The 23,166-nt window shown below is 48.9% G+C and carries 21 protein-coding genes; 16 read left to right on the top strand and 5 right to left on the bottom strand.

All coding sequences use genetic code 11. The annotated features are described in order from the left end of the window. Positions 1 to 7 precede the first annotated feature (7 nt). Positions 8 to 901, top strand: a complete 894-nt coding sequence (locus QBE55_00620) for a carbohydrate ABC transporter permease (GenBank protein ID WZL78711.1) — start codon at positions 8 to 10, stop codon at positions 899 to 901. Positions 902 to 1,155: 254 nt separating this feature from the next. Here QBE55_00620 and QBE55_00615 read toward each other — a convergent pair whose 3' ends face one another. Continuing rightward, on the bottom strand, positions 1,156 to 2,049 hold the full coding sequence (locus tag QBE55_00615) for a polysaccharide deacetylase family protein (GenBank protein WZL78710.1): 894 nt from the start codon (positions 2,047 to 2,049) through the stop codon (positions 1,156 to 1,158). 213 nt (positions 2,050 to 2,262) lie between these two features. On the opposite strand from QBE55_00615, the gene QBE55_00610 reads away from it, so the two are divergent. From QBE55_00610 to QBE55_00560, 11 genes are all read left to right on the top strand, one after another. Beyond that, entirely contained in the window at positions 2,263 to 3,069 is an 807-nt protein-coding gene (locus QBE55_00610) for an HAD-IIB family hydrolase (protein WZL78709.1), read from the top strand. A gap of 180 nt (positions 3,070 to 3,249) precedes the next feature. Then, a complete protein-coding gene (locus tag QBE55_00605; protein ID WZL78708.1) occupies positions 3,250 to 4,431 on the top strand; it encodes an iron-containing alcohol dehydrogenase in 1,182 nt (393 codons plus the stop codon). A 133-nt stretch (positions 4,432 to 4,564) separates the two neighbouring features. Then, entirely contained in the window at positions 4,565 to 5,407 is an 843-nt protein-coding gene (locus tag QBE55_00600) for a sulfide/dihydroorotate dehydrogenase-like FAD/NAD-binding protein (GenBank protein WZL78707.1), read from the top strand. After that, complete coding sequence (gltA, locus tag QBE55_00595) at positions 5,408 to 6,859, top strand: NADPH-dependent glutamate synthase (protein ID WZL78706.1); 1,452 nt, start codon at positions 5,408 to 5,410, stop codon at positions 6,857 to 6,859. A gap of 175 nt (positions 6,860 to 7,034) precedes the next feature. After that, positions 7,035 to 8,291, top strand: coding sequence for a Glu/Leu/Phe/Val dehydrogenase (locus QBE55_00590; protein ID WZL78705.1), 1,257 nt, complete (start codon positions 7,035 to 7,037; stop codon positions 8,289 to 8,291). 45 nt (positions 8,292 to 8,336) lie between these two features. Further along, positions 8,337 to 9,311 (top strand): AraC family transcriptional regulator, encoded by a 975-nt coding sequence (locus QBE55_00585; GenBank protein ID WZL78704.1) that lies wholly within the window; start codon positions 8,337 to 8,339, stop codon positions 9,309 to 9,311. Further along, positions 9,308 to 10,558 carry a DegT/DnrJ/EryC1/StrS family aminotransferase gene (locus QBE55_00580; protein WZL78703.1) on the top strand — a complete coding sequence of 417 codons (1,251 nt, stop codon included), beginning with the start codon at positions 9,308 to 9,310 and terminating at the stop codon, positions 10,556 to 10,558. The genes QBE55_00585 and QBE55_00580 overlap by 4 nt, the downstream gene beginning before the upstream one ends. Further along, a complete protein-coding gene (locus QBE55_00575) occupies positions 10,555 to 11,412 on the top strand; it encodes an amidohydrolase family protein (GenBank protein WZL78702.1) in 858 nt (285 codons plus the stop codon). The genes QBE55_00580 and QBE55_00575 overlap by 4 nt, the downstream gene beginning before the upstream one ends. A 234-nt stretch (positions 11,413 to 11,646) precedes the next feature. Continuing rightward, the gene (locus tag QBE55_00570) at positions 11,647 to 14,013 is read left to right on the top strand and encodes a helix-turn-helix domain-containing protein (GenBank protein ID WZL78701.1); all 2,367 of its coding nucleotides are present in this window, start codon (positions 11,647 to 11,649) and stop codon (positions 14,011 to 14,013) included. 102 nt (positions 14,014 to 14,115) lie between these two features. Beyond that, positions 14,116 to 14,676, top strand: coding sequence for a hypothetical protein (locus tag QBE55_00565; protein WZL78700.1), 561 nt, complete (start codon positions 14,116 to 14,118; stop codon positions 14,674 to 14,676). Between the two features lie 26 nt (positions 14,677 to 14,702). Next, positions 14,703 to 15,278, top strand: a complete 576-nt coding sequence (locus tag QBE55_00560; protein ID WZL78699.1) for a hypothetical protein — start codon at positions 14,703 to 14,705, stop codon at positions 15,276 to 15,278. Positions 15,279 to 15,605: 327 nt separating this feature from the next. Here the strand turns inward: QBE55_00560 and QBE55_00555 are convergent, their stop codons facing one another. The 4 genes from QBE55_00555 to QBE55_00540 all read right to left on the bottom strand — a co-directional run bounded on the left by QBE55_00555 (position 15,606) and on the right by QBE55_00540 (position 18,789). Next, positions 15,606 to 16,370: an amidohydrolase family protein gene (locus tag QBE55_00555; protein WZL78698.1), complete on the bottom strand. Its 765-nt coding sequence runs from the start codon at positions 16,368 to 16,370 to the stop codon at positions 15,606 to 15,608. Positions 16,371 to 16,395: 25 nt separating this feature from the next. Further along, complete coding sequence (locus tag QBE55_00550; GenBank protein ID WZL78697.1) at positions 16,396 to 17,130, bottom strand: amidohydrolase family protein; 735 nt, start codon at positions 17,128 to 17,130, stop codon at positions 16,396 to 16,398. 172 nt (positions 17,131 to 17,302) lie between these two features. Continuing rightward, the gene (locus QBE55_00545; protein ID WZL78696.1) at positions 17,303 to 18,436 is read right to left on the bottom strand and encodes an NAD/NADP octopine/nopaline dehydrogenase family protein; all 1,134 of its coding nucleotides are present in this window, start codon (positions 18,434 to 18,436) and stop codon (positions 17,303 to 17,305) included. Between the two features lie 47 nt (positions 18,437 to 18,483). Continuing rightward, positions 18,484 to 18,789, bottom strand: a complete 306-nt coding sequence (locus QBE55_00540) for a hypothetical protein (protein WZL78695.1) — start codon at positions 18,787 to 18,789, stop codon at positions 18,484 to 18,486. 441 nt (positions 18,790 to 19,230) lie between these two features. Between QBE55_00540 and QBE55_00535 the strand changes: the two genes are divergently transcribed. The 4 genes from QBE55_00535 to QBE55_00520 are packed head-to-tail and all read left to right on the top strand — an operon-like array spanning position 19,231 to position 23,166. Continuing rightward, positions 19,231 to 20,490 carry a DegT/DnrJ/EryC1/StrS family aminotransferase gene (locus tag QBE55_00535; GenBank protein ID WZL78694.1) on the top strand — a complete coding sequence of 420 codons (1,260 nt, stop codon included), beginning with the start codon at positions 19,231 to 19,233 and terminating at the stop codon, positions 20,488 to 20,490. Positions 20,491 to 20,526: 36 nt separating this feature from the next. Continuing rightward, a complete protein-coding gene (locus QBE55_00530; protein ID WZL78693.1) occupies positions 20,527 to 21,288 on the top strand; it encodes a hypothetical protein in 762 nt (253 codons plus the stop codon). After that, on the top strand, positions 21,285 to 22,094 hold the full coding sequence (locus QBE55_00525) for an amidohydrolase family protein (GenBank protein WZL78692.1): 810 nt from the start codon (positions 21,285 to 21,287) through the stop codon (positions 22,092 to 22,094). Before QBE55_00530 ends, QBE55_00525 begins: the two co-directional genes overlap by 4 nt. A 37-nt stretch (positions 22,095 to 22,131) precedes the next feature. Further along, positions 22,132 to 23,166, top strand: a complete 1,035-nt coding sequence (locus QBE55_00520; protein WZL78691.1) for a Gfo/Idh/MocA family oxidoreductase — start codon at positions 22,132 to 22,134, stop codon at positions 23,164 to 23,166.

The following is a 23,166-nucleotide window of genomic DNA, read 5'->3' as shown; positions in this document are numbered from 1 at the left end:
AAAAGGAATGGCGAAAAACAAGTTGAATCAAAGAGGTACGGGGGATGTTATATTTGAAGTCGTAAACAGTATTGTAATGATTCTTCTGGCTTTTGTAACCCTTTATCCCATGTACTATGTAGTATGCGCTTCCATCAGCGATAACGTCAGGCTGCTGGCAAGCCCCGGTGTGTTGTGGCGGCCAAAGGGATTTACCATGGGGGCGTATAAACTGGCTTTCAGCCATCCGCTTTTATTAAGCGGTTACAGGAACATCCTGTTTATTCTGGTTGCATCGCTGCCACTCAATATCATAATGACGTTATTCTGCGGATACTTTTTGTCATCCAAAAATGTTTATTTCAAAAAGCCCGTTATGATGATCATTATGTTTACCATGTTTTTCAGCGGCGGCATGATTCCCGGGTATCTGAACGTAAAGTCCCTTGGCCTTTACAATTCCCTCTGGGCGTTGATTCTTCCGGGTGCGATGAGTGTTTACAATGCGATCATCTGCAAAACAGCGATTGAAGCGCTGCCGGACAGCTTGGCGGAATCCGCCTATATCGATGGGGCAAATGATCTGTCCATCCTTTTCCGCATTATCTTTCCGCTGATTATGCCGACCGTTGCCGTTCTGCTTCTGTACTACGGCGTTGGCCACTGGAACAGCTGGTTTCCCGCGTCCCTGTATATCCAGGATAATCCAAAGCTGCCCATACAGAATGTTCTGCGGGCTGTCCTGATTGCAAACTCCAATATTCTGAATTCGGCTGCTACGGAGGACGACCAGATCAATCAGTTTGCGGAGACAATTAAATATGCGGCCATTGTAATTACAACGGTACCGGTTTTGTGCATTTATCCCTTCCTTCAAAAGTATTTTGTGAAGGGTGTGATGATAGGGGCCGTGAAAGGCTGAATGCCACACGCCGTCGCATAGATAAATGTCCGGTTATACTTGAAATGCCTGCCAGGTGTTTCAAGTGTAACCGGACTTGTTTTTCCGGAAAGCGCAGTGATATATTGGCGGAACTCGACTATGCCCCGGATCATACATTACGGGAAAAAGCTTATCAGCAAATCAAAGATCCATACGGAAGTGCATTTGTCCGGAAGTATCATTTGCACAGGGAAGGCTTTTACAGCAGTGCATGAGCCGGTTAAGCGGGTTATTTACCAGCTTTGCTTTTTATTTCGTACATGCTTTTTATCGGTTTTGAAAGGGGCATCGGTCCAGCCGACCAGGCGGATTCCTTCAGATTCAATGGCCCGGAAGACTGTGTCGTCCAGCATGAGCCGGTATTCCCATACCCGTTTTTGCCAGCTGCCGCAGATGGCTTTCAGTTCCTCTGTTTCCCTGGCCGGGTGCAGAAACATTTCCGTAATCCCGGGGTCGATACTGCGGATCCGGTTCAGATAATAATCCCGGACGGTTTCGTAGGTATCATTGGGCGTCAGGGCATTCGGATGGGAGAAAAGATCGTCCGGGATGCCGATTCCAAGCCCATCCACTTCCGCCTCAATGCCTGAAAGCGCATCTTTCAGCTCTTCAGGCAGTCCGGCAAATTTTTTTGCGGACCGCGGCAGGCGAAAATTGAGATGGTGTTTCGCGCAGAATGCGAAGGTTTCTTTCAGAAAGGGCCTGCCGTTTAATCCATATACACTGCCCATGTGATTGTCCATATGGGTCGGCCGGATACCCTGTCGTGTCATAAATTCATATTGTGCTTCCATTTCTGCCGTGATGTCCTCTGACTTTGCAGTCTGCAGCAGCGGTGGTACCTTATCATAAAAAAATCCATTCTCATCCAGAAGAGAACCAACCGTTCGGTTCCGGCAAACCGGTCCCCATTTGTAAAGGGGATATTCTGCATTGAAGGTCAGATGCAGCCCTACCCGCATTTTTTTATTGTTTTTTGCCCGGTGCAGGGCTTCCGTTGCCCATGGGCAGGGTGTCATCAGGGTGGCGGAGGTAAGAAACCCCTCGTCGAACAGATGCTCCACTGCCTGATTCGCCGACAGGCTGACCCCATAATCGTCCGCATTGATGATAAGACAGCGTTCCATACCGATGCCTCCTGTGGAAAAGTATTTGCAGCAAGAATGCTACATAATACCAGTTTACTTGACGTATTACCGGAATGCAAGTATTATATGTAGGGAAACGGATCCGTAAGGATCTGCTTTCACTGATTTCCTTTCCAATGAATTCAGATAACGGATCCAGGGGAAGGAATTGGGAACAGGCCAAAGGCACAGGAAGGAACAGGAGATTTTGGAGTGAATGGGACAATGGGCAGCCGAAGATATGCAGTTTTTCTTGATATTGATGATACGTTGATGAGCAGGGGGGTTCTGCCGCAAAAAAATATTGATGCCATCGCCCGGGCAAGGAAACTGGGCAACAAGGTATTTCTCAATACCGGACGGGCTTATTCCTTTATTCCGGAAAAGATTATGGAGAGCATCCGGTTTGACGGGGTTGTTGCAGGAATTGGTTCCTATGTGCGTTACGGGAACGAAATTTTGCGCAGCGTCACCTTCACGGAAAGGCAGCTGAAGATGCTGGTTGGACATTATCTGACCACTGAAAGCCAATGTCATGTGGAAGGGGAAACGAGGATGTTTTATATCCATCCCCGCGATCCGAAGGGAAAGACCATGATCCGGAGCAGCGATGATTTTTCCGTGCGCTATCCGGACAGCAGGATTTCCAAGTTTTCGGTGGACGGAAGGATGACCGCAGAAGAAAGGAAAATGCTGGCGGACGATTTTGTATGCTGGCAGCATGAGAATTACTATGAGTTTGCGCGAAAGGGCTGTAATAAGGCCAGCGGGATGAAGGCGGTACTGGATTGGCTGGGGTGGAGCCGAAGCGCTTCGATTGCCATGGGGGACAGCAAAAATGATATCGATATGATGAAGTTCGCCGGCATCAGCATCGCCATGGGCAATTCTCCGGACCGGATCAAGGAACTGTGTGATGATGTGACAGCGCCTGCGTTGGAGGCAGGAGTTGCCGTGGCTCTGGAGAAATATGTGATCCCGGCTTCGGGAAAAAAGGCGAAGGGGGAAGAGTCCGCATAAGATCCTGCAGACAGCCGGAAAAATACATGTTCCATACTTTTTGGATTTGACAAAATGGGTTTTTATTGTTAAAATTATAACAGTAAAAGTATATATAATGTCGAACGGCATCAGAAGAAGTGACATCAAAAAGCGGTATCAAAGGATAAACGAACCAATTAAATCAGGAGGGAAGCATAAATGGCAAGATTTACAATACCAAGGGATATTTATTACGGAAAGGGAAGCCTGGAAACCCTGAAAACCCTGAAGGGGAAAAAGGCGACATTTGTGTTGGGCGGAGGATCCATGAAGCGTTTCGGCTTTCTTGACAAGGCACTGGATTATCTGAAGGAAGCAGGGATTGAGGTGAAGCTGTTCGAAGGCGTGGAGCCCGATCCTTCTGTGGAAACCGTGATGCGCGGTGCAAAGGAAATGCAGGAGTTTGGACCCGACTGGATTATTTCCATGGGCGGCGGCTCTCCCATTGACGCAGCGAAAGCCATGTGGACGTTTTATGAGTATCCGGATACGAAATTCGAAGATCTGTGCAAACCGTTTCATTTCCCGACGCTGCGGCAGAAGGCTAAATTCGTGGCAATTCCATCGACTTCCGGGACAGCGACGGAGGTCACTTCGTTTTCCGTCATTACGGATTATTCCACAGGGATAAAATATCCTCTGGCTGATTTCAACATTACCCCGGACATCGCCATTGTGGACCCCCAGCTGGCAGAAACCATGCCGCCCAGGCTGACGGCGCATACCGGCATGGATGCACTGACCCATGCCATTGAGGCATATGTTTCCACGCTGCACAGCCCCTTTACGGATCCGCTGGCGCTGAAAGCGATTCATATGGTATTTGATTATCTTCCGGATTCCTACCGTGGCGATAAAAAGGCCAGGGAGCAGATGCATTATGCACAATGTCTGGCAGGAATGGCGTTCTCCAATGCGCTGTTGGGTATCGTTCATTCCATGGCACATAAATCAGGCGCCGCTTTTTCAACCGGCCATATTCCACATGGCTGCGCAAATGCGATTTACCTGCCTTATGTGATTCAGTACAATGCAAAGGACGGAACAGCACTGGCACGCTATGCGGAGATTGCCAGGTCGGTGGGTCTCACCGGTGCAAATGAGCAGGAGCTGATGGAAAAGCTCTGCGACAAGATCAATGAATACAATGCCAAACTGAGCATTCCCAGGACCCTGAAGGAATTTGGCATAGAAGAAAAGGAATTCAACGAAAAAGTTGCGAAGATTGCGGAAACAGCTGTCGGGGATGCCTGCACCGGTTCCAATCCCAGACCGGTCACACCTGCGGAAGTGGAAAAGCTGTTCCGCTGCATCTATTATGGCAGGAAGGTTGACTTTTAATTAAAAGGCAGACTCCTGGAATGTAGCTTCAGGGAATTGGCTTTTAAGCAGAATATGTCAGGGCTGCTTTCGATCAGAGGGGAGCAGCCTTCTGTTTTATATCTGAAATTATACCGGGAAAAGAGGAAAATGGATGTTCCAAATTCGTAAAAAAGAAAAATTGAACTCCACAGTCGGCAGGATGGAGATCGAAGCCCCGCTCATTGCAAAAAAGGCGCAGCCAGGTCAGTTCATCATTCTGCGAGTGGATCAGGACGGGGAGCGGATCCCGCTTACCATTGCCGGTTACGACCGGGAAAAGGGAACGATTACCATCATCTATCAGATCGTCGGCGGCACCACCGAAGCTCTGGATCAGAAAAAAGAAGGAGATTCCCTGGCGGATTTTGTCGGACCTCTGGGAAATGCAACAGAGACAGAGGGCCTGAAAAAGGTTGCCGTTGTGGGGGGCGGCGTAGGATGCGCCATTGCGCTGCCGGTTGCAAGAAAGCTTCATGAGCAGGGTGCCGTGGTTCATTCCATTGTTGGGTTCCGGTCCAAAGACCTGATCATTCTGGAAAAGGAGTTTTCGGAGATATCGGATCAGTTCGTTGTGATGACGGATGACGGAAGCAACGGAAATAAGGGCCTGGTCACCGACGCTTTGAAGAAACTGATTGAAGACGGTGAGAAGTATGATGAAGTCATCGCCATCGGACCCATTATCATGATGAAGTTCGTGTGCAGGCTGACGAAGGAATACGGCATCAAAACAGTGGTCAGCATGAACCCGATCATGATAGACGGCACGGGGATGTGCGGAGGCTGCCGCCTTACAGTAGGCGGGGAAACAAAGTTTGCCTGTGTGGACGGTCCGGATTTCGACGGACATCAGGTGGATTTTGACGAAGCCATGCAGCGTGCGGATATGTATAAACCGTTTGAACGAAAAGCGTATGAAGAGACATGCAGGCTTTTTGAAAAGGAGGTGGAGTAAATGGCAGATATGACAAAGACCAGCCTGAATGCATCCAGGCCAAAGCCGAATATGGCCACCAGGAAAAATGAGATGCCCACCCAGGATCCAAAGGTCCGGAGCGGAAATTTTTCAGAGGTTGCGCTGGGCTATACAAAGGAACAGGCAATGGATGAGGCAAGGCGCTGCCTGCATTGCAAGAATAAGCCATGTGTCGGCGGCTGCCCGGTTCAGATTGATATCCCGGCTTTTATCCGGGAGATTGTAAACGGCGACTTTGAAAAAGCCTATGAGGTCCTGGCAGATTCCAGTACTCTGCCTGCCGTATGCGGAAGGGTCTGCCCGCAGGAGACCCAGTGTGAGCAGAGATGCATACGGGGAAAGAAAGGCGAGCCGGTTGCCATCGGGCGACTGGAACGTTTTGCAGCGGACTGGCACAATGCCCACAGCACTGCCAAACCAAAAAAACCGGTTTCCAACGGGCACAAGGTGGCGGTGATCGGTTCCGGTCCGTCCGGACTGGCCTGTGCAGGAGAGCTGGCCAGGATGGGTTACGATGTCACCGTATTTGAAGCGCTGCATCTGACCGGCGGGGTATTGTCCTACGGGATCCCGGAATTCCGTCTGCCCAAGGCCATTGTGCAGAAAGAAGTGCATACCCTGACGGAGCTGGGCGTTCATATCAAAACGGATATGGTTATCGGCAAAATCCTGACCATTGAGGAGCTTCGGAAGGATTATGGGTTTGAAGCGATCTATGTTGGTTCGGGAGCCGGACTGCCCAGGTTTATGAATATTCCGGGGGAGAATCTGAAGGGCGTCTATTCCGCCAATGAATTCCTGACCCGCGTAAACCTGATGAAGGCATACCGGGAGGATTCCCCGACCCCTGTTCTGAAAGCCAATAAGGTGGCTGTGGTAGGCGGCGGCAATGTTGCCATGGATGCGGCAAGGTGTGCAAAACGTCTCGGCGCAAAGGAAGTCAGCGTTGTTTACCGGCGTTCTGCCAGGGAGCTTCCTGCCCGGGCGGAAGAAGTGGAGCATGCAAAGGAAGAAGGAATTGCATTCCATTTCCTGACCAATCCCACCGAACTGCTGTCCGATGAGAAAGGCTTTGTAAATGGCATGAAGTGCGTGGAAATGGACCTGGGAGAGCCGGATGCGTCCGGAAGACGGCGGCCTGTTCCCAGGGAAGGATCCGATTTCCGGATGGACGTGGACTGTGTCATCATCGCCATCGGCACTTCCCCCAATCCTTTGATCAAGTCCACCACCGAAGGGCTGAAAACCCAGAAATGGGGCGGCATTATTGCAGACGAAGATACAGGATCCACATCCCTTGCGGGAGTGTATGCCGGCGGAGATGCCGTAACCGGATCCGCAACGGTGATCCTTGCCATGGGCGCCGGGAAGAAAGCGGCAAAGGCAATTGATGAATATCTGACGGAAAAAGCAGACCCGGATCGGGCCTGATCGATTCCGGCCAGGGAAAGTGGTAGAGCTGCCATGCAGGACAAGATTTATTTTGTCCTGCATGGCAGCTTTTTTATACAATTCATCAATGATAAAATAAGATTTGCAAAGACTTTTACAACGATTTTCGATATAATAAAGCCATCACTAGGAAATGAGGGGGCTCATAATTAATATGGGTGAAAAATACAATCCCTATGAGGATATGCTGAAGTCGATGGAGGAAGCGGCTGACCTGTTGGGGTTGGAAAAAGATGATTACGAAGTACTGAAATATCCGGAAAGGGAGCTGAAGGTATCCATTCCGGTGGAGATGGACGATGGATCGATCCGGGTATTTGAGGGCTACCGGATACAGCACTCCAGTTCCAGAGGCCCTTGCAAAGGCGGGATCCGCTATCACGAAGATGTGGACATGAATGAAGTGAAAGCGCTTTCTGCGTGGATGACCTTTAAATGTGCAGTGGTCAATATCCCGTACGGAGGAGCAAAAGGCGGGGTGAAGGTCAACCCCAGGGAGCTTTCCCATGGGGAGCTCAAACGGCTTACGCGAAGGTATACCGCTATGATTCTTCCCCTGATCGGTCCGGAGAAGGATATTCCGGCGCCGGACATCAACACCAATCCGGAGATCATGGGCTGGATTATGGATACTTACAGCATGTTCAAGGGATATACCGTTCCCGGAGTCGTTACCGGCAAGCCGGTTGAAATCGGAGGTTCCCTGGGCAGAAAGGATGCCACCGGACGCGGCGTCATGCTGATGACAAAGGAAATCCTGCAGAGGCAGGGGATTCCGGTATCCGAAGCTTCCATTGCCATACAGGGAATGGGTAATGTCGGCGGAGCCGCAGCCAGAGAATTGTATCTGGAAGGCTGCAGGATCGTGGCGGTCAGCGATGTGACAGGCGGGATTTATCAGGAAAGCGGCCTGGACGTGGAAAAGCTGTCGGCATTTCTGCAGACCGGTAAAATGATAGAAGATTACCGGGAAGATGGCGTGCGGCATATCACAAACCGGGAAGTTCTCATAAGCGATGTGGATGTCCTGATTCCTGCGGCCATGGAGAACCAAATCACGGAAGAGGTGGCAGGATCCATAAAAGCCAGGATCATCGTGGAAGCAGCAAATGGCCCGACGACTTCAGAGGCGGATAAAATACTGAATTCCGAAAACATCATTGTAGTTCCCGATATTCTTGCAAATGCCGGCGGAGTGGTGGTATCGTATTTTGAATGGGTACAGAATATCCAGTCTTTAACATGGGACGAGGACGAAGTCAATAAAACACTGCAGAAAATCATGATCCGGGCATTCAATGAGGTATGGCAGAAGGCTGCTGAAAAGAATGCATCCCTGCGAATGGGCGCTTACATGGTTGCATTGGACCGAATCGTAAAAGCCAAAAAAATCCGTGCGGTTTTCCCGTAAGCAAAGGCAGGCCCAAATGGGAAGACGGCGATAGGAGGGCGGCATATGAGACTGGTTGATCTGGATAACGAAAAGTATAAGAATATACCGATGTATCGAATGAGTGAAAACCCAAACGGGGATCTGCCGTTTTTTATAGCGAGATACCGGTTGGAAAATTCCGAAAAAGAGCTTCACAGGCATGAGTATATGCAGATAAACTATGTTTACCAGGGAAAGGCGGAGCATGTGATCAACAATCACAGGTTTGAGATCATCAAAGGTGATATCTTTGTGATCCCGCCCTATATTCCCCACAAGATCACCGCGCCGAAGAACTGTTCTGCCCAAATTTACGAATTTGAATTTTTACCTCAGTTTATCAATCAGAATATGGACAAAATAGAGAATGCAGAATCGTTTCTGGACTTTGCATATATCGAACCGTTCCTGGTCAGCGAGAACATGGTGAGGCCAAGGCTGAATCTGATTGGAAGGCTGCAGATTGAAGTGGAGACCATTCTGAACGAGGTGTTTCAGGAATATCGGCAAAAGAAGCCGGGCTATATCCTGCTGATCAAATCCCTTCTTCTTCGGCTGCTGGTTCTGGTGGGCCGGGAATTCACCACGAACCTGGAAGGGTCCGAAACGCAGACGATTTATGACCGCCACAGGGAAGCGATTCTGACGGCCATCCATTACATCAATGAGCACTATGCGGACAATCTGACAGTGGAGGAGGTCGCAAAAGTATCTGCATTGTCCTTCTCCTATTTCAGTCATCTTTTTAAGAGCATCACTTTGAAAACATTTACGGAATACCTGAATGACTATCGGATTTCCGAAGCACTTCAGCTGCTGAAAGAGACAGATAAAAAAGTGCTGGATATCAGTTATGAGATCGGTTTTAACAGCGTAAACCATTTTAACAGGGTTTTTAAAAAGCAAATTGGAATTCCTCCATTGTCCTATCGAAAGATTTGCCGGGGAAATGGAATGGAAAAAAAAGCGCCAATCATTCAAAGGGAGGATTTATTATGAGTAAGCTGGCTTTATTGGGCGGGGAAAAGACGAAAAAGACACCGTATGGATCCGGAAAACGGTTCGGAGATGAAGAACTTCGCTATCTGAAGGAGGCTCTGGACCAGAATACCTTGTTTTACTGGTCCGGAAACAAAGCAAGGCAATTCTGCGAGAGGTTTTCGGATATGTATGGGGTGAAGCATTGTGTCACCACATCGTCCGGCACTGCTTCGATTCATGTGGCTCTTGGTGCCCTGGGGATCACGGCGGGAGACGAAGTCATCACTTCTCCGGTTACCGATATGGGATCGATCATTGGAATCCTGTATCAGAATGCCATTCCGATCTTTGCCGATCTGGATCCTCATACCTATAACCTGGATCCCAAATCCGTGGAAGAAAAAATCACAGACAAAACAAAAGCCATTGTTGTGGTTCATCTGGCCGGAAACGCAGCAGATATGGACGCCATTATGGACATTGCCAGGAAACACAATGTCAGGGTCATTGAGGACTGTGCCCAGAGCTACCTCACCTATTACAAGGGAAAACTGGTGGGGACAATCGGTGACATCGGATGCTTCAGCCTGAATGATTACAAGCATATTTCCTCCGGGGACGGCGGCATGTGCATTATGAATGATCAGGATCTTTTTGAACGGGCGTTCCGCTTTGCAGACAAGAACTACAACCGGTTCTCGAAAGATCCGGCGGCAACACGAAGAATTGAATTCCTTGCCCCCAATTATCGCATGAGTGAACTGCAGGCGGCAGTAGGCCTGGCTCAGCTGGACCGGCTTTCGTTCATCTGTGAACAGAGAAATGCATATGGGACCCGGATCAGTGAAGGAATCAAGGATCTGCCTGGAATCTACATTCCCAAAATAGAGGAAGGGAACAAGAGCTCGTATTGGTTCTATATGTTCCGCATCAATGAAAGGGAAGCGGGAGTCAGCCGGGATGAATTCTCAAAGGCTCTGGCAGCGGAAGGGGTGCCCAATCAGCCGGGATATATTCCGGCTTGTGTGTATGAATACGATATGTTCCTGAATCGGAATGCCTATAATGGAACAAAATGTCCTTTTGACTGCAAGTATTATGGAAAGGATGTCCGGTATTACAAGGGATTGTGCCCGGTGGCCGAGGAAATCCTGGATACGGCGGTTCGGATTTCGGTCAATGAGTTCTATACGGAAGAGGACGCGGAGGAAACCGTGCAGGCCATCAGAAAAGTGGCACAATATTATCAAGGGAAAAAGCTATGATCATTGACGCCCATAATCATCCCGACTGGCACGGACACGATCTGTCCCGGTTTCTGGATAATATGAAACGATATCACATTGATAAGACCTGGCTGCTCAGCTGGGAGACTCCTGCAGATGAGTATGATCCCAGCTACTACAGCTGCACTCCGGAAGTGGGGCCTCATGGACCGGTGCCTTTCAGCCGGTGCCTTTCCTACTACGAGCGTGCACCGGAAAAATTCATTCTGGGATATGCTCCCGACCCCAGGCGGCCGGAGGCCATCGATCAGCTTCAGGCGGCTGTCAGCATTTATGGAGTGCGGGTTTGCGGCGAGATCAAGCTGCGCATGATGTACGACAATCCGGATGCGATCCGTATGTATCAGTTTTGCGGAGAGAGAGGTCTGCCGGTAGTGGTTCATATCGACTATGAGTTTCCCGCCAAAAGCCGGTATCCCCGTCCGAACTGGTGGTACGGCGGAGGGATCGATGCCTTCGAACGAGCCATACGGGCCTGTCCGGGAACGATTTTTCTGGGGCATGCGCCGGGTTTCTGGGCACATATTTCCGGAGACAATCAGTACAATAAGACCGCATATCCCACCGGAAAGGTTGTACCGGGCGGGAAGCTGATCGATATGCTGCACACTTATCCCAATCTGTACTGTGATATTTCCGCAGGTTCCGGATGCAATGCCCTGAAACGGGATTCTGAGTTTGCCAAAAAATTTCTTGTGGAGTTTCAGGACCGAATTCTTTACGGGAGGGATTATTTCGACAATATCCATCAGGAGTTTCTGAACGGGCTTGGATTGCCGGACGCAGTCCTTCAGAAGATTTATTCAGGGAATGCGCAGAAGTTGGTGCTTTAGACGAATTGGAAACCAACGGGAGCGGAAAAAAGAGCGGAGGCTTATGGAACCAGGGCTCTACAACAGGGGTTATTTTTAAGAGGAAAAGAATGACTGATTATGCCGATTTTTGCAGACTATCAAAATCGGCATTTCTGTTTTTCTGATGGAACCGGATTCTGTATACCAGTCCTCTGGATACGACAACCCAGGTTGTCCTACATCCCCCAAAAACACGGCAGAGGTGAGGATTTCATGATCAGAAGAAAAGCGTTTCTCAGGTATTTGTTTTCTTATTTGATTGTTTTGATCCTGCCCATTATGGTAATCAGTTATTTTATATATTTTCAGTTTATCAGGGAATTTGAAGCAGAAGTCATGAGTTCCACAACAAAGGTGTTGCAGCAGACGAAGGATACCGCCGATGACTATCTGGACAGCCTGGAGCGGTTAACCGTTCATTTAACGGAAAATCGGCATATTTCCTGTTTGCTGTCCCGGGATCGCGTAGGATCCCTTTCCCCTTATCCCTATTTTACCAATGCAGTGAAGGAGCTCAGTAAATATAAAAATGCAAATCCGATTATTCAGAATATCTTTCTCATCTTTCCGGATCAGGATGTTGTGATCGGGGACTCCGGCAAGTATGATCTTTTCACATTTCACAATTCTGTTTTCCGGGTTCAGGATGCGGATAATCCGGAATTCAAAAAGCTGATACGAAAAGGAAACGGGAAAAATGTTGCTTCCTTTCATCGTGTCATTTACAACAAAAGAAAGACGGATGTGATCTGTTATATCCAGGCCCTGCCGATACAGGGCGTTTCCCCGAAAGCTGCTCTGGTGATGGTTGCTGATCAGCGGGATTTCAAGCAGCCCATGAAAACGCTGCTGGAGAAATATGGCGGCTATACCTATGTTCTGGATGAGACCGGAATTATTATGAGCCATGCGTTCCGTCAGGATCCATTATCCGGGAAGAAGAAAGCGGCCTTTTTGTCCGCTGTGGAAGATCCGAAAAAAGACAGGGATTCCATATCAAAGGATGGGTATATCGTTTCTTTTGTCCGGTCCGAAGACAACGGATGGAACTATGTATCCATTATCCCTTCTAAAAAGGTACTCTCCAGGGTAAACGCCATTCAGCAGCAAATGGTTTGGATTATTCAGCTCACGCTGCTTTGCGGCATTCTGATTATCCTTTATTTGTCCGGGAAGGATTATCGGAATATCGACCGGATTCTGCACAGCATTCAATATTATGAGAAGGATTCCGCCCCGGGTGCACAGCAAGCGGAATACCCCAGTGAGTGGGAATGGATTCATCGGACCATTGTGAATTATGTGGAGAAAAACCGGAATTTGCAGGAAAGGATCGTGCAACAGATGCCGGTAATCCGGAATTCCTTCTTTCGGAAGCTGATCCATGGCGGGATTCCGGATGAGAAAAGTATTGAAGAGATGCTTCGGTTTATGGGACTTGAGCTGGACAAAAAGTATTATGGAGTTCTGATTCTTGCTGTGGATCACCCGGAGATGCCCCATTTTAAAGATGCGCAGTCCGGACATAGATCGGAGAAATCCGGAAAAAGCGAACCTATCCGGGAAGTCCTGCAGACGGCCATGGCGGATTTGATTCAAAATGCCGTGGAGAAGGAAAATTTCGTGTATGTGCTGGAGGATCAGGAACATACGGTGGATATTGTCATCGGAATGGATCCGCCGGGCCACGGGACACCCTCCGACTCGCTGCGGGAGGCGGCTGTTCACATCCGTCAGGCAGTGAAAAAGGATCTGGGCTTTACGGTTACGATTGGTGTGGGAGGTCTTTGCCCTGATTTGATCCGTCTGAGCGATTCCTATCAGGAAGCGGCTGACGCTTTGGAGTACAGAATCCTGATGGGCGAAAACAGTATTATCCGTTATGATGAGATCTCCGGCAGACGGGAGAAGAGAATCAGCTATTCCTTTCAACAGGAAAGAGATCTTGTGAATTATATCAAAACCGGAGAGTACGAAGAGATTCAACAAGTGCTGGATGAAGTGGTATCGATTCTGAAAAGCAAGCCATATGATCTGCCTTCCATCCAGTATGTTTATTATGATATCGTTCATACCGCAGTGAAGGCAGCGGATGAGATCAATATCGGGAATGCAGACGTGGAAACATTTCTGAAGGAATTGAGCCGGATGGGAACGCTGGATCAGATATATCGTTCCGTATCTGCATTTTATAAAAGACTGTGCACTCAGATTCGGGAAGCGAGGCTGTCCAAAAATACGGAGCTGGCATCCGAAGTAGCGGAATATATCAAGGAAAATTATAGCGACAGCATGCTTTCCGTTGCAGGCATTGCCGATCGGTTTTCCATTTCTCCGTCTTACCTGAGCCGATATATGAAGGACTACCTTGGCTGTTCGGTTACAGATTATATCCATCAGACCAGGATTCAGCAGGCAAAATTTCTGCTGAGTCATACCGATCAGACGGTGGCTGTGATTGCTGAAAGGGTAGGCTACAACAGCCTGCAGAATTTTTCCAGGGTGTTCAAGCGATATGAGGGGATTACCCCGACCAATTACCGTATTCCTCATCGGGCAGCGGGTTCCAATTCTTTGTAAATTTTCCCATGCATAATTTGTTAAGGCAGAACACCGATTGTCACTTTACAAAACGTGTTTTTCTCTGGTTAAATATTCTAAGAGGAGAAAGGGGGAAAGGGCATGAGGGAAGCGGCAACCGAAAAAAACCGCATGGGAAAGGGCGGAGTTCAAAAAACAGGACGGGTTTCGTATTCCATGAAGCGTCTGTATGATTCCAGGTATTTGTATCTGATGATTCTGCCGGTGATTGTATATTTCTTTATCTTTCATTATCTGCCCATGTATGGTTTGACCATTGCTTTTAAGGATTTCAATGCCTATAAGGGGATAATGGGCAGCCCATGGGCTGGCCTGAAGCATTTCAGGGCTTTTTTCGAATCTCATTATGCCTGGCGTCTGGTACGGAATACCATACTGATTAATCTTTATGATCTGGTGGTGGGATTTCCCATACCAGTCCTTCTGGCACTGCTGATCAATGAAATCCAGGGAAATCGCCTGAAACGCGGCATTCAGACAATTGTTTATATGCCTCACTTCATTTCCGTAGTGGTAATTTGCGGCATGCTGATCTCCTTCCTGTCTCCCAGCACAGGCATGATCAACCATCTGATTGAAATGTTCGGGGGAAAGCCGATTCATTTCCTTGCGGATCCAAAGTACGGGAAGCCCCCATTATAAAGGGACCTTATGGAGATCAATTCCATATGTGGCCGGATAATGAGGTCGTTCCCAACGCCATGGCCATATCCGCTTCCAACAAACACCCGGAGGAAACTGCCATGTGGGCAGATTATTGGTATGGTAAAGTCGGTCAGACCTATGTCTACGGTGTGGAAAACGTAACTTATACCATTGACGACAAGGGAGAACCGCAGTGGACGGACTTTGTGCTGAAGAATCCGGACGGACTGACGATGAATGAAGCCCGGGGAGCAGTGACTTTTGGAAGAAGCACATGGCCTGCGATATTTCAGCCCTGGAGCCTGACTTCGTCAACCGTGGAAGACTATGTGGAGGAAGGCAGAAAGCAATATCGTGACCAGGATCAGTTTGTTCAGCCCATGGTTCCCGGATTGTCCTTTACCGAGAAGGAAAACGATGTCATCAGTCAGAAGCTGAACGACATTGAAACTTATGTGGATGAATCCCTGGTGAATTTCATCATCGGCAACAAGCCAATGACGGAGTGGGACAGTTACGTACAGGAAGTGAACCACATGGGAATGGATGAGGTGATTGGGATCTACCAGGATGCCTATGACAGATGGCAAAAGAGATAGACCGAAAAGTGGGTTGTTTCCGGCGGGGAAGCGACCCGTTTTTTTAGGGCTTTCCGGTTCTGCCGGGATCCGGTACGACAGTTCCATAAATACAGAGTTCCTGAAGCAGCTGAAATGGTAGAAGGAAGAGTATCGGAGGAATACCGGAAAAGATAATATCCAAACAGTAATGAATAGGAGTATTGGCATACGGGTATGCATCAAATGAAAAGCAGCGCCGTGACCCAGACAGGGTCGCGGCACTGTCATATATGATCTGATGTCTGTTTTATTTCAGATATCCGTTGGCAGCACGCGTCTGTATTGATTTACCTGCACAGGTATTCCTTACTCCGGCATCAGGCGCCGGGCATTCCCACAAAATATTTTTTCCCTGTCCTTTTCATCGATTCGCGCCTTATCTGTCATAAGGAAAGAGCTTTTCAAACAATACAGCGGAAATTGGGAGCCGTAAAGAATTTTGTCTGCTCCAAAGGTTTCCACCAGGTTTTCCGTATCGAAAAAGTTGCGAAGTCCGGAAGTATCGAAATAGACATTCCGGGCTTTCCGGATGGCATCCCCGCATGTCATGAGCTCTGCGGCAAGCATGCCGATCAGGACGATGGGGACGTCTCCGTCGTGTTTCCGGATAAAACTGCAGATTTCCTCTGCAGAAAGCTGTCTTGGCGTCATGAGGTAGTTCAACCGTTCGTCTTCCATCCGGACAACAACAAGCAGGGGCAGTCCGGAGCTTTCCAAGGCCCGGTACAGCCTATCAGCCGATTTCTCCTGTAAAGAGTATCCATGGTATCCCGGGAATATTTTGATTCCCCTGATATTCATTTCCTTTTCTGCCCTGTGTATATCCTGCTCCCATACCGGCAGAAGGGGATTCAGCGTCATGACATGCTGATAGGATGTCCCCGTCAGGGCTTCCTGAAGCTCTTTTTCCCCTTCATAGGGATCGTTGTAAAAGATGCTGTTCAGGGAAGAGACATAGCCGGATTCGATACCATTTTCCGCATGAATGCGTTTCAGATCCTCCATGCTGTTCCGACGCAGCCTCCGAAAAGGCCAGTTTCCGATATAGCAGTTCATATCTATGGCTTTCAAAAAACACTCCTCCAATGCTTTGCCCTTATTGGAATAGATCCATGGCATTTTTATAGAAAATCTGTTCCTTTTCCTCCGGAGTCAGATCTGCCTCCTCCACCTGGCCCATGCAGACCAGCGGAGAGGCCCCCGGCATATCTGTGCCATACAGGATCCGCTTTGCCCCGATGGTTTCCTTTGCGTAGTTGATATCTTCCCCACGGATGATGGTCCCCGAGAAGTCGGTCCAGACATTGTCAAGATCCCGGATCGGTTTCAGCCCGGTGTAGCAGTTCGCGGCCATATGGGCCATGATAATCCGGGCTTCCGGGTATCTTCGGGCCAGATTCGCCACATTCCAGCTATGGGATTCGAAAGGGAGCTGGCCTACGGCTTTATGAAAAGCATGAATCAGAATGGGAACATCATATTGGATGCATTGTTCAATCAATGGGTATACCCTTGGGTCATCGCAAAATGTGGCAACCCAAAGTTTCATTCCGGACATTCCATATTCCTCAATACCCTGTTTCAGGGTATCCAGGCAATTTTTATTTGCCGGGTTTATGGAACAGTACCCTCTTACCAGGTCCTTTTCTTCCTTCATAAACTGATGCACTTCGGCATTCACTTCTTTTACTTCCTGTTCATCCGGTTGTTGAGAGCCCAGTCCGGAGATATATATCCGTGAAATACCATATAACCTGCAGGCTTTTACAATATTCCGTTTATCCTGCTCATATTTTCCCTTCCAGATATGAGCATGTACGTCAATCAGCATGGCAAAACTCCTTTCTGCTCTGTTGCTATCATTATATATCAGAAATCACCCGGATTGTTTGCATGGTATGCTTTTTCCTTGATATTTTTTATGACAGTCCTGCTATAAAATGGCTTTTGCCATGGAGAAAATTCCGCTGCGTTTCCGGCGGGTACGCGTTATCGTGTGGGCATCACAGTGTGGATTCGCTTGCAGTTCCATAAGGAGCCTGCTCTGGCAGACGCAGCCTGGAACCGCCTTTTTTATCCCTGATAATGCGCTTTACGATATCCTCCCCCAGACGGTCCAATGTTCTGCCTTCCAGCCTCAGATCGCGTCCCAGCGCTGCGGAGGCCATATTGATCAGGGAGCTGCAGATGGGGGTCCCGATCCGGAACTTTTCCCCCAGAGTTTCAAGCAGCACAAGTCCCTGTGGCACATCCTCTGAAATATATCGGGAGTCCACTGTAACCGGTCCCTTTGCCCGTGTAGGCATGGCGGCGTACCAAAAGAAAACCTCCTTGGCGTCTCTGGTGTCATCCAGGGTGTTCCGGTACTTGCAGGCTTCCACATAGGAAAGACGTTCACACCCCAGTCTCTCCATCACATCCATTTTTTCCCCGTCCAATGACTCAAGAATGCGCCAGACACCGGGGGTGAAAACCTCATGATACATGCAGTACTCCCCATTGGTTTTTTCAATACGGGGGATACTCATAACAGCTCCCACTGTATGGACAATGAGATTGGGATTATGAAGGGCGGCTTCGAGGACAGAGGGGAGATAGACAAAAGGAAATCCCAGTGTATTCAGCGTATCCTTTGCTTTCCTGGCATGCTTTGCCGGATAGATTCCGATGGGATTGCGGACATTTCGAAAGCCAACCCTGATCTCGCCCGGTTCGCTGATCCGGCAATCAATAAAAGCGCTCTGCGCCTCACAGATGGTCAGATCGATGTTCGGGCAATGCTTCAGGACATAAGCCGTGGAAAGGTAGCCCGGATTGATCAGGAGGATCTGGCCATCATGAAGATATGGCTTGATGTGCCGGATCAGATCTTCATGGTAATTGGTCTGGATCAGAATGAGTATCAGATCGCTTTCGCTGATGCGGGAGAGGTCCCTGGTAACGTGGCTTATTTTGACCGTTGTCGTTTTTTCCTTTTCGCAAATTTTTACCATACCGCCATTTTTCAGAAGGGCATTGAAATTTTGATCGTGCATGGCATGGGATGTTTTGATCAATGTCACCTCATGGCCCCGACGGCTCAAGTCCGCAGCGACCGATGTCCCGCAGTTGCCTGCACCTAAAACAGAAATATTCATGGTACCATCCTTTCTGGTTTTGTATTTATTTGAAGTTGCCCTGCAACTCAAATATTCCGTAACTCATCTGCATGTAAAAATATCGTATTTAAAGCCGGTTCGGTCAGGTCCCCGAAAAGCGGGCCGCGGCTGATCTGGTTCATTCCGGGGGCACCGTTGTATTCGATCAGCACAGGATCTCCCAACTCATCAACGGAAAAATCCCAACCGATAATGCGGAAATGCGGATCCTTGCCTTCACATTTGTCACCACACACTTCCTCTGTAATTATCTTAATGCTTTTCGTATTCCGGGCTGCCGTATGCGGTCCGGGAAAGGAAACAAAAATATAGAAATATTCCCTAGTTTCCATTCCACCGGAATCAAAAATAAATGGATTATATCGTAATGTCCTGCAGTCTGCAGAGCGCCAGGCTCTGCCATGGCATACAGATACTGATGGAAATAAATCAGGTGTCTTCCAGGACGATCTTGCTTAAAACAGCAGCGATGGCCATAATTCTGATGAAAACTTATTTTGGATGGATGTCTCACTTACTTTATGGTTTTCTTCTATTTATCCTGCTATCTATATCATATATGTTTTCTTTGCAAATTGCAACCGAAAAAAGGTAGATTCTGTAAGAGAAGTACAACTATCCGTTAAATGGAAGAAAGATCGCCGGAATATTTATAGAAATGGTCAATACAAATGAAAAATATGCAAAGGAATCCGGGAAATCCGGAGGTATAATAAAGGAAGATAATCAGAAGTATGGAAGTATACAAAGTATATAGAAAGGGGATTGTCCATATGTCGGATCCGAATAAATTAGCCATTGATGGAGGGGAGCCGGTCCGCAAGACGCCTGTGCCGATGCCCTATCCCGGAGCCAGTGTTTACGGGGAGGAAGAGAAGCGGTCGGTGACGGAAGTGATCGACAGCAAATCGCCTTATCGTTATTACGGCCCTCATGTACTGGGGAAAGCCAGGGCATTTGAGAAAGCATTCTCTGAAAAAATAGGCAATCCATATACATTGGGCGTAACATCAGGAACCGCATCCCTTATTGTAGCCATGAAAGCGGCGGGTATCGGCCCCGGAGACAAGGTGATCGTTCCGGCCTGTACCTTTATTGCGTCAGCGGGAGCTGTCGTATGCGCGGGAGCCGTTCCGGTATTTGCGGATATTGATGAAAGCATGAACATCGATCCGGATTCCATCGGCAAAGTGGTGGACAAATACACAAAGGCCATTATGCCCGTACCCATCCTCGGCAATCCGTGTCAGATGGACCGGATCATGGAGGTTGCAAAGAAGTATCATCTAATGGTGATCGAAGACGTGGCGCAGTCCTGCGGTTCCAAATATCGGGATCAATATTCCGGTACCTTTGGGGAAATCAATTGTTTCAGCCTGCAGATCAACAAGATTCTGACCACCGGAGACGGGGGAGCGGTGACCACAAAGGATGCAAAGCTGTATGAAAGGGCAGTCCGATATCATGACCAGGGAATGTTCCGGGAAAAAGAAGGCTTTCTGTCCAAAAACGCAGCGGATGATGTGTTCATCGGGCAAAATTACAGGATGAGCGAGATTACCGGCGCGGTCGCTCTCGAGCAAGTAAAGAAGATGGATTATATTGTGAGCTCCATGCATCGGATCAAATATCAAATCAAGGAACAGATCAGGGATATTGACGGCATTGGGTTCCGAAGGATCAATGATGAAAAGGGAGACGCGGGCAATGCGCTGATTCTGCTCCTGCCGGATACGGAAATTGCTGCAAAGTTCCGGGAGGCAATGAACGGGGAAGGAATCTCCACCGGTCTTTTGTATAACGGCGAGCCGATTTATATGATGCCTCAGATTTTTGACAAGAAGACAGCGGACAAAAAGGGGTTCCCGTTTAACCAATTCGATGAGGAAATTGAATATACCAGGGATATGTGTCCGAATGCATGGAACATCATGCCGAGATCTGCCTCGATCAGCCTGAGCCCGGCGTTTACCGACCGGGACGTGGAGGATGTGGTGACGGCAGTCCGTAAGGTTATGAGGCACCTGGTATAAAAAGGGCTATGGACCAGAGGAAGAAGAGAAAGGGGAATGGATTCATTGAAATTTTTTGACTGCCATTGTTCCTTTGGGATGCGGAGTATCCGATATCCCGGTTCCTTTTATCAGAAGGAAGACCTGATAAGGAAGATGAAGTCCTGCGGGATTGAAAAGGCACTGGTGTATCATAGCATGGCGCAGGAATACAATCCGGAGGCAGGGAATCAGATGCTGATGGAAGCGGTTCAGGGGATTCCTTCCCTGATTCCGGTGTGGGCTGTCATGCCTCATCATACCGGGGAGTTTCCTGAACCGGATGAGCTGGCAAGACGGATGAAGGAAAATGCGATTCAGGCGGTTACTATGTTTCCCGGCGCTGCGGATCAGACATACAGTATGGCGGAGTGGAACTGCGGCGGGTTATATGGCATGCTGGAGGAGCAAAGAGTTCCTTTGCTTCTTGGTATGGAGCAGACTGCCTGGAATGATCTGCAGGAACTGCTCAGCCGGCATCCGCAGCTGAATGTCATTCTGACAAATGTGAATTATCGGATTGACCGGAATCTGTATGCCATGCTGGAAAAGCACGATCATTTGTTTCTGGAGACATACGGATACAAAGTATACGGGGGAATCGAAGCAATCTGCAGGCGGTTCGGCGCCCGACGGCTGATATTCGGAAGCGGAATGCCGGTATTCTCCGGCTCCGGGGCAGTGAGCATGATAAACTACGCGCAAATCAGCGAAGAGGAGAAACGGGAAATCGCCTATAAAAATCTGGAGAATCTGCTGAAGGGAGTGAGGCAGGCATGAGCATTGCGGATTATGTGAAAAAAGGGCTGCCCCTTCATGAAATTCCTGTTATCGATTGCCATAATCATATCGGGCTGTGGAAAGCCTTTCATATCCCGGATCCTTCCGCAGAAGGGATGCTTTCCGGGATGAACCGGCTTGGCATTGACAAGGTCTGTGTAACCGCCCACTCCTCCATCGGACCGGATTATCATTTTGGAAACGATATGGTAATGGATGCCGTAGCCCGTTATCCGGATCGGTTTCTGGGCTATGTGACCGTGAATCCCAATTATCCGGAAGATATGGAGCAGGAGATTCGAAGGTGCCTGCCGGTGAAAGGATTTATCGGCATCAAGCTTCATCCTTCCTGCCACGGTTCGGCAGTGGATAACACGAATTACACGGCCGCATTTGAGGCGGCGCAAAAGGGGAAACTGCCGATTCTTATCCACATATGGGGAAGAGAAAATGTTGCGGATGTTGATCGGCTGTCCGATCGGTACCCGGATGCACAGTTCATTATGGCACATGCCGGCGGGGATGTACTCTCCATGGGATATGCCCTGGAGGTGGCCGGCCGTCATGCCAATGTTTATGTGGATGTCGCGGTTTCCACTGCCTATGAAGGCAATGTGGAGTGGTTTGTAAGGGAAATCGGCTCCAAAAAAGTGTTGTTTGGGACAGATATGCCTTTCCTGGACCCCCGGCCGACTTTTGGAAGGGTAGGCATGGCAGAGATCGGGGAAGAGGAGAAAAAGGATATTTTCGGCGGGAATATGCAGCGCATTCTGGATCAAAGGGCAGAGGGCGGAAGCAAAGATTAAAAAAGATTGAAGTGAGGAAAGGAGGGAGGCCAATCCAATGAAAAAGCTCGGATTCGGTATTGTGGGATGCGGCGTCATATCGGAATGGCATGCCAGGGCTATTTCCGGGATCGAAGGGATTGTCCTGGTGGGAGCCACGGATCGAAATCAGGATTCCAGGGAAAAGTTTGCAGGGAAGTTCGGGATTGTTGCCTTTGATACCTATGAGCAGATGCTCGCGTGCAGGGACATCGATGTCGTCTGCATCTGTACTCCCAGCGGTTTGCATTCTTCCATGGCAGTACAGGCAGCCGATGCCGGCAAACATATTATCGTGGAAAAGCCCATGGCCCTGAATCTTGAACAGGCGGATCAGATCATCCGTGCCTGTGACAGGAATTATGTCAAGCTTACGGTGATCTCCCAGCTGCGGTTCACCGAGGCGGTATCCAGGATGAAGGATGCCGTGGATCAGGGATTGCCCGGGAAATTGGTGATGGGAAACCTGTATATGAAATATTATCGTTCCCAGGAATATTACGACAGCAGCAGCTGGAGAGGGACCTGGGCCATGGACGGGGGCGGAGCGCTGATGAACCAGGGAATCCATGGGATTGACCTGCTTCAGTATATTATGGGCGATGTGAAGTCGGTTTTTGCCTATGCCAAAACACTGGCAAGGGACATCGAAGTGGAGGATTCCGCGGCGGCTGTGTTGGAATTTGAAAATGGTGCTGTGGGCACCATACAGGGAACCACGTCGATCTATCCGGGATTCCCGCGGGTGCTGGAGGTCAACGGAACCCATGGAACCATTGCCCTGCAGGAAGACAGCATTGTCAAATGGGAGATCGAGGGACAGGAAGCGCCGGAAGGGATTCTTGCCGGTCCGAAAGGCAAAAAGTATCAATCGGAGCGGAACCCCACCGATTTTGGCATCGAAGGGCACAGAAAGCAGATCAGCGATATGGTTCATGCCATCCGGGAGGACAGAAAGCCTTCGGTGGATGCTTATGAAGGCAGAAAGGCGATCGAGATCATTACGGCTATTTATGAATCGTCCCGGACAGGAAAGCCGGTCTTCCTTCCATGA

The sequence above is a fragment of the Eubacteriales bacterium mix99 genome, assembly GCA_038396605.1.
Taxonomy (GTDB): Bacteria; Bacillota; Clostridia; order Caldicoprobacterales; family DTU083; genus UBA4874.
Note: the sequence above shows the minus strand (reverse complement) of the source record. Positions and strands in the feature narration are given on the sequence as shown.

Bases quoted from the DNA above. Each gene is read 5' to 3' on its own strand.
- QBE55_00585 (WZL78704.1), top strand. From the start codon at position 8,337: ATGAGACTGGTTGATCTGGATAACGAAAAGTATAAGAATATACCGATG.
- QBE55_00535 (WZL78694.1), top strand. From the start codon at position 19,231: ATGTCGGATCCGAATAAATTAGCCATTGATGGAGGGGAGCCGGTCCGC.
- QBE55_00620 (WZL78711.1), top strand. From the start codon at position 8: ATGGCGAAAAACAAGTTGAATCAAAGAGGTACGGGGGATGTTATATTT.
- QBE55_00525 (WZL78692.1), top strand. From the start codon at position 21,285: ATGAGCATTGCGGATTATGTGAAAAAAGGGCTGCCCCTTCATGAAATT.
- QBE55_00580 (WZL78703.1), top strand. From the start codon at position 9,308: ATGAGTAAGCTGGCTTTATTGGGCGGGGAAAAGACGAAAAAGACACCG.
- QBE55_00550 (WZL78697.1), bottom strand. From the start codon at position 17,130: ATGCTGATTGACGTACATGCTCATATCTGGAAGGGAAAATATGAGCAG.
- QBE55_00575 (WZL78702.1), top strand. From the start codon at position 10,555: ATGATCATTGACGCCCATAATCATCCCGACTGGCACGGACACGATCTG.
- QBE55_00600 (WZL78707.1), top strand. From the start codon at position 4,565: ATGTTCCAAATTCGTAAAAAAGAAAAATTGAACTCCACAGTCGGCAGG.
- QBE55_00570 (WZL78701.1), top strand. From the start codon at position 11,647: ATGATCAGAAGAAAAGCGTTTCTCAGGTATTTGTTTTCTTATTTGATT.
- gltA (WZL78706.1), top strand. From the start codon at position 5,408: ATGGCAGATATGACAAAGACCAGCCTGAATGCATCCAGGCCAAAGCCG.
- QBE55_00565 (WZL78700.1), top strand. From the start codon at position 14,116: ATGAGGGAAGCGGCAACCGAAAAAAACCGCATGGGAAAGGGCGGAGTT.
- QBE55_00615 (WZL78710.1), bottom strand. From the start codon at position 2,049: ATGGAACGCTGTCTTATCATCAATGCGGACGATTATGGGGTCAGCCTG.
- QBE55_00530 (WZL78693.1), top strand. From the start codon at position 20,527: ATGGATTCATTGAAATTTTTTGACTGCCATTGTTCCTTTGGGATGCGG.
- QBE55_00560 (WZL78699.1), top strand. From the start codon at position 14,703: ATGTGGCCGGATAATGAGGTCGTTCCCAACGCCATGGCCATATCCGCT.
- QBE55_00545 (WZL78696.1), bottom strand. From the start codon at position 18,436: ATGAATATTTCTGTTTTAGGTGCAGGCAACTGCGGGACATCGGTCGCT.
- QBE55_00520 (WZL78691.1), top strand. From the start codon at position 22,132: ATGAAAAAGCTCGGATTCGGTATTGTGGGATGCGGCGTCATATCGGAA.
- QBE55_00605 (WZL78708.1), top strand. From the start codon at position 3,250: ATGGCAAGATTTACAATACCAAGGGATATTTATTACGGAAAGGGAAGC.
- QBE55_00540 (WZL78695.1), bottom strand. From the start codon at position 18,789: ATGGAAACTAGGGAATATTTCTATATTTTTGTTTCCTTTCCCGGACCG.
- QBE55_00590 (WZL78705.1), top strand. From the start codon at position 7,035: ATGGGTGAAAAATACAATCCCTATGAGGATATGCTGAAGTCGATGGAG.